This window comes from Sorangium sp. So ce367, from assembly GCF_051520455.1.
Taxonomy (GTDB): domain Bacteria; phylum Myxococcota_A; class Polyangia; order Polyangiales; family Polyangiaceae; genus Sorangium; species Sorangium cellulosum_B.
This window is the reverse complement of sequence record NZ_CP150334.1, coordinates 792,442-805,562: the sequence shown is the minus strand read 5'-3', so window position 1 is coordinate 805,562 and position 13,121 is coordinate 792,442. Positions and strand designations below refer to the sequence as shown.

At 72.8% G+C, this 13,121-nt stretch carries 13 protein-coding genes; 8 read left to right on the top strand and 5 right to left on the bottom strand.

The window, feature by feature from the left end; all coding sequences use genetic code 11:
* Nucleotides 1-15 precede the first annotated feature (15 nt).
* Complete coding sequence (locus WME97_RS03075; RefSeq protein ID WP_437549396.1) at nt 16-507, top strand: N-acetyltransferase family protein; 492 nt, start codon at nt 16-18, stop codon at nt 505-507.
* A gap of 97 nt (nt 508-604) precedes the next feature.
* On the opposite strand, the gene WME97_RS03070 is transcribed toward WME97_RS03075, so the two are convergent.
* Nucleotides 605-1,195, bottom strand: coding sequence for a GNAT family N-acetyltransferase (locus WME97_RS03070; RefSeq protein ID WP_437549394.1), 591 nt, complete (start codon nt 1,193-1,195; stop codon nt 605-607).
* A 779-nt stretch (nt 1,196-1,974) separates the two neighbouring features.
* Between WME97_RS03070 and WME97_RS03065 the strand changes: the two genes are divergently transcribed.
* Nucleotides 1,975-2,649 carry a glutathione S-transferase family protein gene (locus WME97_RS03065; protein ID WP_437549392.1) on the top strand — a complete coding sequence of 225 codons (675 nt, stop codon included), beginning with the start codon at nt 1,975-1,977 and terminating at the stop codon, nt 2,647-2,649.
* A 25-nt stretch (nt 2,650-2,674) separates the two neighbouring features.
* Nucleotides 2,675-3,295: a glutathione S-transferase family protein gene (locus WME97_RS03060; protein WP_437549390.1), complete on the top strand. Its 621-nt coding sequence runs from the start codon at nt 2,675-2,677 to the stop codon at nt 3,293-3,295.
* A gap of 22 nt (nt 3,296-3,317) precedes the next feature.
* Here WME97_RS03060 and WME97_RS03055 read toward each other — a convergent pair whose 3' ends face one another.
* Both WME97_RS03055 and WME97_RS03050 read right to left on the bottom strand, forming a co-directional pair.
* Nucleotides 3,318-4,493: an acyl-CoA dehydrogenase family protein gene (locus WME97_RS03055; RefSeq protein WP_437549388.1), complete on the bottom strand. Its 1,176-nt coding sequence runs from the start codon at nt 4,491-4,493 to the stop codon at nt 3,318-3,320.
* Nucleotides 4,494-4,503: 10 nt separating this feature from the next.
* Nucleotides 4,504-5,373, bottom strand: coding sequence for an isocitrate lyase/PEP mutase family protein (locus WME97_RS03050; RefSeq protein ID WP_437549386.1), 870 nt, complete (start codon nt 5,371-5,373; stop codon nt 4,504-4,506).
* Nucleotides 5,374-5,573: 200 nt separating this feature from the next.
* Between WME97_RS03050 and WME97_RS03045 the strand changes: the two genes are divergently transcribed.
* Complete coding sequence (locus tag WME97_RS03045) at nt 5,574-6,422, top strand: alpha/beta fold hydrolase (protein ID WP_437549384.1); 849 nt, start codon at nt 5,574-5,576, stop codon at nt 6,420-6,422.
* A 28-nt stretch (nt 6,423-6,450) separates the two neighbouring features.
* Here the strand turns inward: WME97_RS03045 and WME97_RS03040 are convergent, their stop codons facing one another.
* Nucleotides 6,451-6,690 carry a DUF378 domain-containing protein gene (locus tag WME97_RS03040; protein WP_437549382.1) on the bottom strand — a complete coding sequence of 80 codons (240 nt, stop codon included), beginning with the start codon at nt 6,688-6,690 and terminating at the stop codon, nt 6,451-6,453.
* Between the two features lie 142 nt (nt 6,691-6,832).
* The gene (locus WME97_RS03035) at nt 6,833-7,642 is read right to left on the bottom strand and encodes an SIR2 family NAD-dependent protein deacylase (protein WP_437555296.1); all 810 of its coding nucleotides are present in this window, start codon (nt 7,640-7,642) and stop codon (nt 6,833-6,835) included.
* A gap of 361 nt (nt 7,643-8,003) precedes the next feature.
* On the opposite strand from WME97_RS03035, the gene WME97_RS03030 reads away from it, so the two are divergent.
* The 4 genes from WME97_RS03030 (at nt 8,004) to WME97_RS03015 (ending at nt 13,039) form a co-directional block, all read left to right on the top strand.
* On the top strand, nt 8,004-9,872 hold the full coding sequence (locus WME97_RS03030; RefSeq protein ID WP_437549380.1) for a vWA domain-containing protein: 1,869 nt from the start codon (nt 8,004-8,006) through the stop codon (nt 9,870-9,872).
* A 35-nt stretch (nt 9,873-9,907) separates the two neighbouring features.
* Nucleotides 9,908-10,753 (top strand): ribokinase, encoded by an 846-nt coding sequence (locus WME97_RS03025; protein ID WP_437549378.1) that lies wholly within the window; start codon nt 9,908-9,910, stop codon nt 10,751-10,753.
* A 75-nt stretch (nt 10,754-10,828) separates the two neighbouring features.
* Nucleotides 10,829-11,971 carry a hypothetical protein gene (locus WME97_RS03020; protein ID WP_437549376.1) on the top strand — a complete coding sequence of 381 codons (1,143 nt, stop codon included), beginning with the start codon at nt 10,829-10,831 and terminating at the stop codon, nt 11,969-11,971.
* A gap of 3 nt (nt 11,972-11,974) precedes the next feature.
* The gene (locus tag WME97_RS03015; RefSeq protein WP_437549374.1) at nt 11,975-13,039 is read left to right on the top strand and encodes a retropepsin-like aspartic protease; all 1,065 of its coding nucleotides are present in this window, start codon (nt 11,975-11,977) and stop codon (nt 13,037-13,039) included.
* The last annotated feature ends 82 nt before the right edge of the window (nt 13,040-13,121 follow it).

The window sequence follows — 13,121 nt, the reverse complement described above, 5'->3', positions numbered from 1 at the left end:
CGGCTATCCTGGCGGATGCCCCCCTCCGTCAACGCCCGCCTCGCGGTGCGCGCCGACATGCCCGAGGTGGCGCGCTTCGCCGCGCAGCTCGTCCGCCTGCACCACACCCTCGATCCGCACCGCTTCATGTGCCTGGAGCCGATCGAGCCGGGCTACGAGCGATGGCTCACGGGCGAGCTCGCCAACCCCGACGCCGCGATCGTCGTCGCCGAGCGAACCGGCGCCGAGCCGGCGCTGGTCGGCTACGCCTACGGCCGCCGGGAGCCGCGCGACTGGAACAGCCTCCTCGACACCTGCGGCGCCCTCCACGACATCTATGTCGCCGAGCCCGCGCGCCGGCTGGGCGCGGGCGCGATCCTCCTCGCGGCCGTCATCGCGCGCCTCCGGGCCCTGGGCGCGCCGCGCATCGTGCTCCACACCGCGACGCAGAACGCCGCCGCGCAGCGCCTGTTCGAGCGGTTCGGCTTCCGTCGCACGATGATCGAGATGACGCTCGGGCTCGAGTGACCGCGGCGTCCGCTCCGCTATCGGCGCGCCGGCCGCTCCTCGATCCGACCATCCGAATCCGATGTCGCTCCCGGCGCGCTGGCCGAGGGTGATGGACTCATGAGCTTCGGCCTCCCCGGGGCGATCCCGAGAGCTCCGCGGCCGCCTGGACCCACACCATCGTGTCGCGCGGCTCGCCCGCGGGCGTCAGGGCGTTCGCCTCGAGCGTCGTCACATGCCGGTACCCGAGCCGCCGGGGCACGGCGGCGCTCGCGGTGTTCCGCGGATCGCAGCGGATCTCGACCCGGCTCACGCCGAGCTCCTCGAGCGCGACCCGGGTCAAGCCTGCCACCGCCTCGGTCGCGTAACCGCAGCGCGTCGCGGTTTCCCGGAGCCAGTAGCCGATCTCGATCGCGCCCGGGCCGATCCGGGGATGGAGCCCCGTACCCCCGAGCACGGCGCGCTCGTCGCGCGTGAAGATGCCATAATGAAAGTCGCGTCCTGCCGTGAAGTCGTCCCGGAACTTCTCCAGGAGCGCCGCGGTCGCCTCCACGGAAGAAGGCTCGTGCACGGCCCACGGCATCCAGGGCCGCAGGTGCGCAAGGCTTGTGTCGATCGCCTCCCTGATCAGAGGTGCATCCTCGGGCCGCCACGCTCGCAGCGTCAGCCGAGCGGTCAGGATGCGGTCCGGCGGGCGCTCACCTGTCATCGCGTCGCTCCATGCCTGTCGCCGTCATGCGCTTGACGACGACAACGCTGTCTTGCCCAGGCCATCGGACCACGCGACGGTCACGCCCCGCGCCATGCGAGCCGTGGAGTGCTCGGGCGTCGAGGCGAGCAGGCGTCACGGCACGCAGCTTACAACGAAGACAGCCCTCGCACATCCGGTCAATCCCCGGCCTCCGCAGCGATCATCGCCGCTGCACGCCGGTCCACACACCTCTTGCCGAGGACATCGACGCTACCGCGCAGCGTCTTGACATGTCCGTCATAGCAGACTACTGTCCGTCATAGAAGAGTAAGGCGGAAAACATCAGCGCGCCCTCCCGGCCCACCGGGAGGAGGTCCACGTCCACGCCCGCGCGTGGACGACGGATGACCGCTCGAGCAGAGGTGCCATTGGCTGAGGTGGCGCGGGCTGCGAACCATGACACGAGGAGGAAGGATGAAGATCTGAGCACGCCTCATCCCGACGGACGTGACGTCTCCCGGGTACTCGACAGGGGCCGACCATCCATCAGCAGAGGCCTTCCCACGCCCCACGCCGGATTCACTGCTGCCTCAGCAGCACATCACCAGCAATCCCTGCTCCCGTCGCAGCAAGCGCGCGGCCAGCGCGGACGATTGTGATCCGTTCCTGCAGTTCCTGCAATAAAGCCCTGGCACGCTCCCTGCTCCCTGCCACGACGACGGCCCGTGAGCGGAGCGCCCCTTCTGCCTGAGAGCAGGAGAGCTCTTCGCGTGGCGCACGCCATCAAGGAGAACAGGATGACGAAGCTGCGACTCTACAGCGCGAAGGCGTGCCCCTTCGCCCACCGCACCCGGCTCGTTTTGCAGGAGAAGGCGATCGACTTCGAGCTGACCGAGGTCGATCTGCAGAACAAGCCGCGGGCGTTCGTCGACGCCTCGCTCTATGGAAAGGTCCCGGCGATCGAGCACGAGGGCCACCGCATCTGGGAGTCGGCGATCATCAACGAGTACCTCGAGGAGGTCTTCCCCGAGCCACGGCTCCTGCCCAGGGAGCCGGGCAGGCGCGCCCTGGCGAGGATCTGGATCGATCACGCGAACACGCGCCTCGTGCCGGCGTTCACCCAGCTGCTCAGGGCCGAGACGCGAGACCAGGAGGCGGAGGGGCGCAAGGCGCTCGGCGAGGTGCTCGCGTTCATCGAGCGGGAGGCGCTGGCGAGGTCGTCGGGCCAGGGCCCCTACTGGCTCGGCGCCGAGCTCAGCCTCGTCGATGTCTCGTTCTATCCATGGTTCGAGCGGCTGCCGGCGGTCGGCCGCCTCCGCGACTTCTCCATCCCAGCGGAGCTCACGCGGCTCCGGGCGTGGATCGAGGCCGTGCAGGCGCGCCCCGCGGTCCGCGCCATCCAGAATCCGGTCGAGTTCTACGTGGAGCGCTTCGCGAAATTCGTGAAGCCGGCGGCGACGACGGCGCCCTGAGCGGCGCCGAAAGACAAGGGACATCATGTTGAGACTCTGGGGTCACAAGAATTCTTCGAACGTGCAAAAGGTCCTCTGGGCGCTCGACGAGCTCAAGCTCGATTTCGAGCGCATCGACGCCGGCGGACCGTTCGGTCGCGTCAAGGACGCCGACTATCTCACCCTCAACCCGAACGGGCTGGTCCCGACGCTCGAGGACGGCCCGCTGGTGCTCTGGGAGTCGCACGCGATCGTGCGTTATCTGTTCTCGCGCTACGGGTCGCCGCCGCTCCAGCCGAGCGATCTCGCCGACAGGGCGCGCGCCGACGCCTGGACCGACTGGCAGTTCGGGACCCTGTGGCCGCCGATCCGGACGCTCCTCGTGCAGCTCGTGCGCACGCCCGAAGAGCGCCGCGATCAGGCCGCGATCGACGCCGCCCGCAAGTCGGCGCTCGCCGCGCTCGGGATCCTCGACAGGCAGCTGTCACGGCACCCGTGGGTCGCGGGAGAGTACTTCACGTTCGCCGATATCCCCCTCGGGGTCGCGGCGCAGCGGTGGTACAACCTGCCGGCCGAGCGGCCCGCGCTGCAGCACGTCGACGCGTGGTACGGCCGCATCAAGCGCCGGCCTGGATTCGAGCGGTGGGTGGATCTGCCCCTGGGATGAGAGCCCGCTCGCGGACGGCCCCTCAGAACATCGGCAGCTCGGTGTCCAGCCCGAGGAGCACACGGCCCTGGACCTCGCGGGTGTGCGGGGCGACGAGGGCGTGCTGCGTGACGGCGTGAACGTCGCGGAAGCTGCGTTGAAGAGGGCTCTCCGCGTAGAGCGCCGTGGCGCCGCCCGCCGCGTACGCCAGATCGACGGCGCGCGCCGCGCCGAGGGCGGCGTTCGTCGCGGCGAGCCGGACGCGCGCCCGCTCCCGCAGCGAGATCGGCCTGCCAGAGACCGCGGCGTCCCAGACGGCGCCGACGGCCTCGAAGAGGTAGGCCCTGGCCGCGCCCAGCGTGGCCTCGGCCTCGGCCACGGCGAGCGCCGTCGAGGGCCGCGTCGCGAGCGACGTCGTCATGCCGCTCGGCCGCTTGGTCGCCGCGAGTCGGACCAGCTCATCGATGGCCGCGCGCGCCATCCCGAGCGCGGTCGTCGCGACCGCGCTCGCGAGGAAGCCGAAGAGCGGGAACACGAAGAGAGGCCCTGGATGCGTCGGAGCCGTCATCGGGAGTCGGATGCACCGGCTGCTCGGCACGAAGGCGTCCACGACCGCGAAATCGTGGCTCCCGGTGCCGGCGAGGCCGGAGACGCTCCACGTATCCAGGATCTCGCACTCCGAGGCGCGGAACATCGGCACGACGGCCTCGGGGACGCCCCCGGGCAGCAGGCGCGGGGCCATCCCGTCGAAGACCACCGCGGTGCCGCCCAGCCAGTCGCAATGATGACAGGCGCTCGCCATCGCCCACCTCCCGGCGACCCGATATCCTCCCTCGATCTCGACGGCGCGCCCGCTCGGCGCGAAGACGCCGGCGGTCACGACATCCGGGCTCGTATGCATCTCTTTGCCCCCCTCCGCCGGGATGTACGCTTCGAACGCGCCGGTCGTGCCGCAGATCATGGCGCACCACCCTGCCGCGCCGTCGGCGCGCGAGAGCTCCTCGATGACCTGCAGCGCCGTGAGGGGGTCGGCCTCGAGCCCGCCCAGCGCGCGCGGACGACACATGCGGAAGATGCCCGACTCCCGGAGCGCCCTCGCGACCGGATCGGGCAAACGGCGCTCGCGCTCTCCCCGCTGGGCGTGCTTTTGGACGAGCGGAACGAGGCTGCGCGCCGCGTCGAGGAGCGACGCGGGGGCGGCAGAGGACATCGTGGTCATGGTGCTCGACTCACCCCTTCCTTGGCGGCTGCGCATAGCGCTCTTCTTCAGCGTAGTACTCGGGGAACCCGACGATCTCCTGGAGCGCCGCGAAGCTCATCCGCGGGTCGGGGTGCCGGCCGGCGCGCAGGGCCGCGAGCGCCTCGCGCATGGCGGCGGCGGCGACCGAGAGCAGGGTGAGCGGATAGGCCGCGATCTTGTAGCCGATCGCCTCTAGCTCGGCCGGCGGGAGCACCGGTGTCCTGCCGTGATCCACCATGTTGGCCATGGTCGGCACACGCACCTCGCGGCAGAACGTTCGCATCTCCTCCACGCTCTCGGGCGCCTCGAGGAACACGATGTCTGCCCCGAGTTCGGCGAACGCCCGCGCGCGGGCCAGCGCCTCGTCGAAGCCGTGCGTCTGGCGGGCGTCGGTGCGGGCCATGACGAGCACGCCGGCGCCCTCGTCGCGCGCGTCCACGGCGGCCTGGACGCGGGTGAACGCCTCGTCGCGGGGCACGACCTGCTTGCCGCGCGTGTGGCCGCAGCGCTTGGGGGCGACCTGGTCCTCGATCATGACGCAGGCCAGCCCGGCCTGCGCATAACCGCGCACCGTGCGCTTCACGTTCATCGCATTGCCGTAGCCGGTGTCGCCGTCGCCGAGCACCGGAATCGAGACGGCGCCGCAGATCGCCCGCGCCTGATCGACCATCTCACCATACGAGATGAGCCCCGTGTCGGGCGCGCCGAGGCGCGCGGCGGAGACCGCGAAGCCGCTCATGAACGAGAGCGAGAAGCCGGCCTGCTCGATCAGCCGCGCCGACAGCGCGTCGAAGCAGCAAGGCATGACGAGGAGGCCGGGCGAGGCGAGCAGATCGCGGAGCTTCTGAGCGGAGGACACGGCGGGGACGATACCGCGATCGGCTGCCCGTGAGGCAAGCGCGAAGGGCCGAGAGGCGCCGCGCGCCGCCGCGCGCCCGGCCAGCGCCCGCATACGCAAGAGGGAGGGACGTGGGCGCGCGCCGGCGTGCGTTCCTGTTGCGGGCCCCCGGCGGCCGGGGGCAGGATGGGCCCCGCGATGATTCCGCACAGGAGAGGGGCATGAGCACGGTTTCGGTGAAGGAGATCGCGATCGACGGCCGCCCTGCCAGCGTCCACGTGGGCGGGCAGGGCGAGCCGCTGCTGCTGGTGCACGGCGCCTGGGGCGGGGCGTCGCTGCACTGGGCGCCTGTCTGGGAGCGATTGGCGGAGCGCTTCCAGGTGATCGCGCCCGATCTGCCCGGCATCGGGCGCACGGACGCGCCGGGGCTCGGCTCGCTGGACGCCTATGCGCGCTGGCTGGAGCGGCTCCTGGACGAGCTGGGTGTCTCCAGCGCGTGGTGCGTCGGCAACTCCTTCGGCGTCTCGGTCGTATCGAGCTTCGCTACCCTGTTCGCGGCGCGCTGCCGAGGGCTCGTGTTCGTCAACGGCGTTCCCATCCCCCCGCTGCCGCGCCTCGTCGGCTGGCTCGGAGCGCGGCCGCTGCCCCGCCGGGTGCTGCGCGCGTTGATGCGGAAGCAGACCTATAGCCCCGGGGTCCTGAGCCGCGCCTACGCCGATCCCGGCCGCGCCCCGGCTGCCCTGCGGGAGGTCCTGGAGAGCGCCAATCCACCTCAGCTGGAGGCGGTGCTCGACGCCGCCATCCATGGAGGTCTCCGGGCCCCGCTCAGCCTGAATCCCCTCCTCGTCTGGGGCGAGGCGGACCAGCTCCTCGGCAACAGCGCGGACGACGCGAAGAAGCTTCACGCTTCGCTGCCGGGGTCGCAGCTCACCTTCATCCCGGCGACAGGGCACATGCCGCAGGTGGAGAACCCCGAGGCGTTCGTCGACGCGGTGTCGCGGTTCATCGAGGCGCGCGCGATCGCCGCCCGTCCGCGCGGCTTCGGCGGCCAGGCCAGCCCGGGCGCATGAGCGCCTGGGGTGCACGGGCGCATCGCCCTCAGGGCATCGTGGTGACCCGAGCGCGCTTTCCGAGCTGGACCGCGGCGTAGAGCAGATAGAGCCCGGCGATCCCGACGAGCACGTAGATGATGCGGCTGAGCGCGCTGAGCCTGCCGAACAGCGCGGCGACCACGTCGAACTCGAACAGCCCAACGAACCCCCAGTTGACGGCGCCGATCACGACGAGCGTGATCGCCGCCCACGTTAGCCCTGAGATCCCACGGTTGACCTGCTCCATGACCCCGGCAGAAGCACGCGCCGCGCCGCGCGATGCGTGCACCGCGCGCCCGCTGCGGCGCGACAGCGCGTCGCGCTGACGCCGCCGGCTCGCCTCACCGTGCTGACGCCGCCGGCTCGCCGCGCCCGTCAGGCCGCGGCGCTCACGCCGGCGTGACGTCGAGCAGGGAGGGCAGGATCGCGCCGGAGCCGCCGGTGAACACGACGTCGCAGAGGCCGGAGATCGCGCTCGGCTCGACGTTGACCTCGGCGATGAGGGCGCCGTGGCGCTTGGCCATGGGGACGAAACCGGCGGCGGGATACACAACGGCCGACGTACCGACGACGAGCAGGAGATCGCAGCCCTCGACGCCGGCCGCCGCCGCGGCGAGATCGCTCTCCTGGAGGGCCTCGCCGAACCAGACGACGTGCGGGCGAAGGACGCCGCCGCAGCCGCAGCGCGGCAGCTCCGCCGCCGTGAAGCGGCGGGCGGGGGCCTCCGGATCGGGCGAGCCGCTGCCAGCGAAGGCGGGGGTGATGGGCACGTGGCGGTTCTCGGTCACGCTCCCGCACGAGAGACAGCGCACCTGCCACAGCGAGCCGTGGAGGCGCACCGGGCTCCTGGAGCCCGCCTGCTCGTGCAGGCCGTCGATGTTCTGGGTGATCAGGGTGAAGACCCTGCCGGCCTCCCGCCACCGCGCCTCCAGCTGCGCCAGCGCGTGATGACCCGGGTTCGGTGCGCAGCCGAGGGCGCGCTCCCGGCGGTGATTGTAGAACTCCCAGACGAGGCCCGGATCGCGCCGCCACGCCTCGGGCGAGGCGAGGCTCGTCGCCTCGTAACGCCGCCACAGCCCCCCAGCGCCGCGGAACGTGGGAATACCCGACTCCGCCGAGACGCCTGCGCCGGTCAGGACGGCGATCTTCCTGGCGCGGCACAGGGTGGACTGGAAGCGCTCGCGGCTCGTTTCGCTCATCACGGACCCCTGAGGATAGATCGAGAGGGAGGCGGGCGGAGGACCCGACCCGAGCTCCCGTCGATTTCGGGTGTAAGCCGGCCGAGACGACCGCGTTTCCCTGGCACTCGGACGCGCCGAGCCCCGCGACAGCGGGCCCCGGCCGCGAGAGCCCTTCGTCGGCTCGCCGGACGACCGGCGACACGCGGCGTTCACGCAGCGAAAGCGGCGAAGGGCCCGTCTCACCCGTGGAAAACGCACGATGGGGCAGCCGCGCGTGCGGCCCCCGCAAGGACCTGTGTGTGGCGATCGGCGATGGCCGACCCACGAGAACGTACAGCAGGGATCCGCCCTCGCGATCCCCTTCAAGGAGGACACCTCAATGCGCACCCGGCCCCTCGATCTCGTCGCCCCCGCCCTCGTCACCGCGCTGCTCATCGGCTGCGGTGGCTCCACGCCTGCCCCCACGGCGGCGACCGCATCGGCCGCGCCGACCGAGGCCCCCGCCGGGCGAGCCACGCAGCCGGAGTTCGACGCGGCGCAAGACGAGGGCAGCGCGTCCGACGCCAAGCGCGAGGAGGCCGCGGCGAGCGCCCCTGACGCCGCGCCCGCCGCGGAGGCCGCGCCGCCGCCGGCCCTGCCCGTGGCGGCCGCCCCTGTGGCGCCCTCGCCGGTCTCGCCGGGGCCCGCGCAGTCCCGGGCGACCAAGGCGGGCGCCGCGCCCGGCGCGGACGCGCGCGTCCGCGTGACGGGCGCCGCGCCCGCGCCCAAGAAGGCGCCCGCCCCGGCGGCGACCGCCGTGGCGCGCCCCGCGGCCCCGCCCGCGGCCGTCGCCGTCACCGCGCCCGAGCCCCAGGGCAGCGAGACGTACCGGGACTACGGCGTCAACCCGGTCGAGGACCCCGCGAAGGACCGGCTCTCGACGTTCGCGATCGACGTGGACACGGCCGCTTACGCCATCGCGCGCCGCAAGATCATGGATGGCGCGCTGCCCCCGTATCAGGCCGTGCGCGCCGAGGAGTTCCTCAACTACTTCGATTACGGCTACGCGTCGCCCGCGACAGGCCCGTTCGCCGTGCACCTCGCGGCCGCGCCCTCGCCGTTCACGTCGGGCCACCACCTCGTGCGCGTGGCGGTCCAGGGCAAGCGCGTGCCGGTCAAGGAGCGGACCCCGGTGCACCTCGTGTACCTCGTCGACACCAGCGGTTCGATGCAGTCGCCGGACAAGATCGAGCTCGCGAAGAAGAGCCTGAAGATGCTCACCGACACCCTCAAGCCAGGGGACACCGTCGCGCTCTGCACCTATGCGGGCAGCGTGCGAGAGGTGCTCGCGCCGACCGGCATCGAGAGCAAGGGGAAGATCCTCGCGGCCCTCGCCGACCTCACCGCGGGCGGCTCCACCGCCATGTCGAGCGGCATCGATCTCGCGTACAGCCTGGCCGAGCGGACGCTCGTGAAGGGGCACGTCAACCGCGTCATCGTGCTCTCCGACGGAGACGCGAACGTCGGCCCGACCTCCCACGACGAGATCCTGAAGACCATCAAGCGCGCGAGGGACAAGGGGATCACGCTGTCCACCGTCGGCTTCGGCCAGGGCAACTACAAGGATCTCATGATGGAGCAGCTCGCCAACCAAGGCGACGGCAACTACGCCTATATCGACAGCGAGGCGCAGGCGCGGCGGGTCTTCTCGGAGCAGGTCGGCGGGATGCTCCAGGTCATCGCCCGCGACGTGAAGATCCAGGTCGAGTTCGACCCGAGCTTCGTCAAGAGCTACCGGCTCATCGGCTACGAGAACCGCGACGTGGCCGACCGGGACTTCCGGAACGACAAGGTGGACGCCGGCGAGATCGGCGCAGGGCACAGCGTGACGGCCATCTACGACGTCGAGCTCAAGGCCACCGCGCCGAAGGGCGAGGCCGCGGCGCCGGTCGTCGTGCGCCTCCGCCACAAGGCGCCGCTCGGCTCGAACACGGCCGAGGAGACCCTGGTCAAGATGGCCCCGGGCGCCGTCGCCCCCACCTTCGACGCGGCGCCGGCCGACTTCCGCTTCGCGTCCGCGGTGGCAGGGTTCGCCGAGGTCCTGCGCCACAGCCCGCACGCGCGCTCCTGGAGGCTCGCCGACATCGAGAAGATCGCGAGGGCCGCCGCGTCCAGCAAGGGCGATCAGCAGGAGTTCATCGGCATCGTCCGCCGCGCCGGCGCGCTCGCCCATGGCAAGACCGACGCCGTGGCCGTGAACGCCGACTGACGCGCGCGCCGCCTCGTTCGTGGTATGCGGCGGTGATGGGATTGCTCGCGATCTGCGGCTCGATCACCGCCGATCTCATCGGCTACGGCCCGCGGCTGCCGCGCCCCGGCGAGTCGGTGCTGGGCCGCCGGTTCCTCGTCGCGCCGGGCGGCAAGGGCGCGAACCAGGCGGTCGCGGCGGCGCGCTCCGGGGCGCGCGTGCGGCTCGCGGGCGCGCGCGGCGACGACGCCCACGGCGAGCTCTGCGCGGCCGCGCTCGCCGCCGACGGGGTGGAGCTCTCCGCCGTGGCGGTCCACCGCGGCGCCACGACGGGCGTGGCCCTGATCTGCGTCGACGAGGCCGGAGAGAACCAGATCCTCGCGATCCCCGGCGCCAACGCGCTCGTGACGCCGCCCTCGCCGTGCGGGGCCTCGGTCTGGCTCTGCCAGGGCGAGATCCCGGCGGCGGCGATCGACGGCGTGCTCGCGGCAGCGCGGGCCGACGGCGCGCTGTCGATCTGCAATCCGTCGCCCGTCAACGCCATCGATCCCGAGCTCGTCGGCCGGTTCGATCTCGCCGTGGTCAACGAGATCGAGCACGAGGCGCTGCGCGGTCACCTGCCGGAGCGCGTGGTGCTCACGCGCGGCGCGCGCGGCGCGGTGCTGCTGCCGTCGGGCGAGGAGCTCCCCGCCCTGCCGGCCCGCGCCGTCGACACGACGGGCGCCGGGGACGCCCTCACGGGCGTGCTCGCCGGCGGGCTCGCCTCCGGGATGGCGATCGAGGCCACACTCCGGTTCGCGATCGCGGCGGCGGGCATCTCGGTCGAGCGCGAGGGGTGTCAGACATCGTATCCGACGCGCGCCGAGGTGGAGCGCCGCCTCCAGCGCGCCGCGGCTCCGTGACGGCCTCTCCTCCCGGCGTCACAGGGCACCTCGCCCATCACGCCCCCCTCGCGGTGAGCGCCGCGCCTCCAGGACATGACCCTGCACCTCGCCGGCAAGGGCGGCTATCCTGGCGGCATGACGAACTTTCGCGGGCCTGCGATAGCAGCGCTCGTCAGCCTCTCGGCCTGCAGCGTCCAGGAGCGCAACTTCGCGGGCGCGGGCGGGTCGGGCGGCGGTGATGGCGCCGGGACGACCGAACCTTCCAGCGCGAGCGCCGGCACGAGCGCGAGCGCCGGCATGAGCGCGAGCGCCGGCACGAGCGCGACGACCGGCACGAGCACGACGACCGGCTGCACGCAGGTCGAGGATTGCTTCAACGGCGGCGACGACGACTGCGACGACGCCGTCGACTGCGCGGACTCGGACTGCGCGGAGGGCGCGGTCTGCCTGACGGCACCCACGAACTTCGAGCTCGGCGTCGTCGTGGACGCGACCGAGCCGTGCCCTGACGGGTTCACCGCGAAGGAGACGCTCCTCTTCCGCGGCCTCTCCGGCAGCGGCTGCGAGGGCTGCGGCTGCACGCCGAACCCCACCGACTGCGCGGCGGATCTCTACCTCTACGCCGACGAGTCGCAGTGCGAGGCCGACGAGGCCGGGACGCGCGGCACGCTCGCGAAGCGGGTCGGGTTCACGTGCGACTCGAAGCCGATCAACAACGGGTTCGTCGGCTGGGGCGGCGTGCGCGCGGGCCTCTTCGACGTGATCCAGAGCTGCACCGCGACCGGCACGGCGATCCCCGCGCCGGCGACGTGGAAGGAGTCCAGGAAGCTCTGCCACGCGACCGCCGGCGCGGGCTGCCGCGCCGGCGAGGCCTGCGTCCCGAGGCAGGCCTCGCCGGCGACGCAATGCGCGCTCGTGTCCGGCAGCGCCACCTGCAGCGGCTATGCGCGGCGCGAGAGCGACTGGTTCCGGGGGTACAACGACACCCGGACGTGCTCGTCGTGCTCGTGCACCGCGAGCGGCGGCGACTGCAACTACGTGCGCGTCGAGCTCGGCAACGACTACAGCTGCTTCGATCACGCCCAGATCTCGCAGGGCGGGCGGTACTGCGGGTACGCCTACTCGCCCCCGGCTCACCTCGTCGGCACGCCGACAAACTCCACCTGCACCGCGCGCACGAGCCTCAGCGGCTCGCTGGATCCCACGGGGCAGTCGACGCTCTGCTGCGTCGAGTAGCGGATGCTCGTGCCGCGCGCTCGCAGGCAGCTCCTCGCCGCGCTCTCGGCCGCCGCCGCGGCCGGCGCGCTCGCGGTGGCCGGCTGCGCCGAGCCCGCCGCGGTCCGCGCCGCGCCGGCGACCCCGCGCAGCGCGGCGTCGACCGGCGCCGGCGCCGGCGACGCGTCCTCGCCCGTGGGCGCCCCGGCGGCGGGCGCGGGCCCGGCGGCGCCGGCGGCGGGCCCCGAGCGCCGGGCCAGCCTCCAGTACCACCTCGACGATCGCGCGTTCCCCTCGCCGCTCATCGACGCCGTCGTGGCGGGCCAGCCGGCCGTGCTGATCGTCGACACCGGCGCCTCCCACCACGTCCTCGCCCGCTGGCTCGCCGACGAGCTCGCGCTGCCCCTCTCGACCGCAGGCGACGTCGCCGTCGACCACGCGGGCAGGCCCCTCGCGGTGTCCCGCCTCGAGGACGCGAGCCTCGCGCTCTCCGGGTGGGGCCGGGTCGAGGTCTCCGCGCTGCTCGTCGTCCGCATGCCCGACGTCCTGCAGCGCATCGGCATCGGCGGCATCGTGGCGCCTCAGGAGCTGGCGGGGCCGGGCCGCGCCGTCGTGCTCGACCTGCGCGAGGGCCGGATGACCGAAGCTCCGCGCGACGAGGCCGCACGCGCGCTCCGGGCGCGGTTCGGCGAGGCCGCCATCGTGGAGCTCGCCCGCTGCGGCGGCCCGAACCAGGGCAGCGAGCTCACCGCCAGGGCGAGCGTCGAGGGGATCGACGTCACGCTGAAGATCGACTCGGGGGCGTCGCACAGCTCGCTCTTCGCCGTCTCCCCCGCGGGGAAGCGGCTGTCGCGCCGGGCGACCGGCGGCAGGAGCGCCTACGCCGCCTCAGGCAGGCACACCGTTCCCGTCCTTTCGGGCGCTCGCCTCCGGATGGCGGGGTTCGACGCCGCCGTGGAGTTCGATCTTCTGCCCGGCGAGCGGCGGGCGACCTGTCCGTCGGACGGATTTGCCGGCATGGATGTGCTCCGCACCTGTGTGCTGGTGCTCGCCGAGGACGGCGGCCTCGCGGCCTGCGCCCCGCGGTGACCCGGTGAAGGACCGCGCGACGCGCGGACCGCCATGCCTCAGCGGAGGCGCGATGCGTCGTGGTAGAAGGGGCGCACGCGTG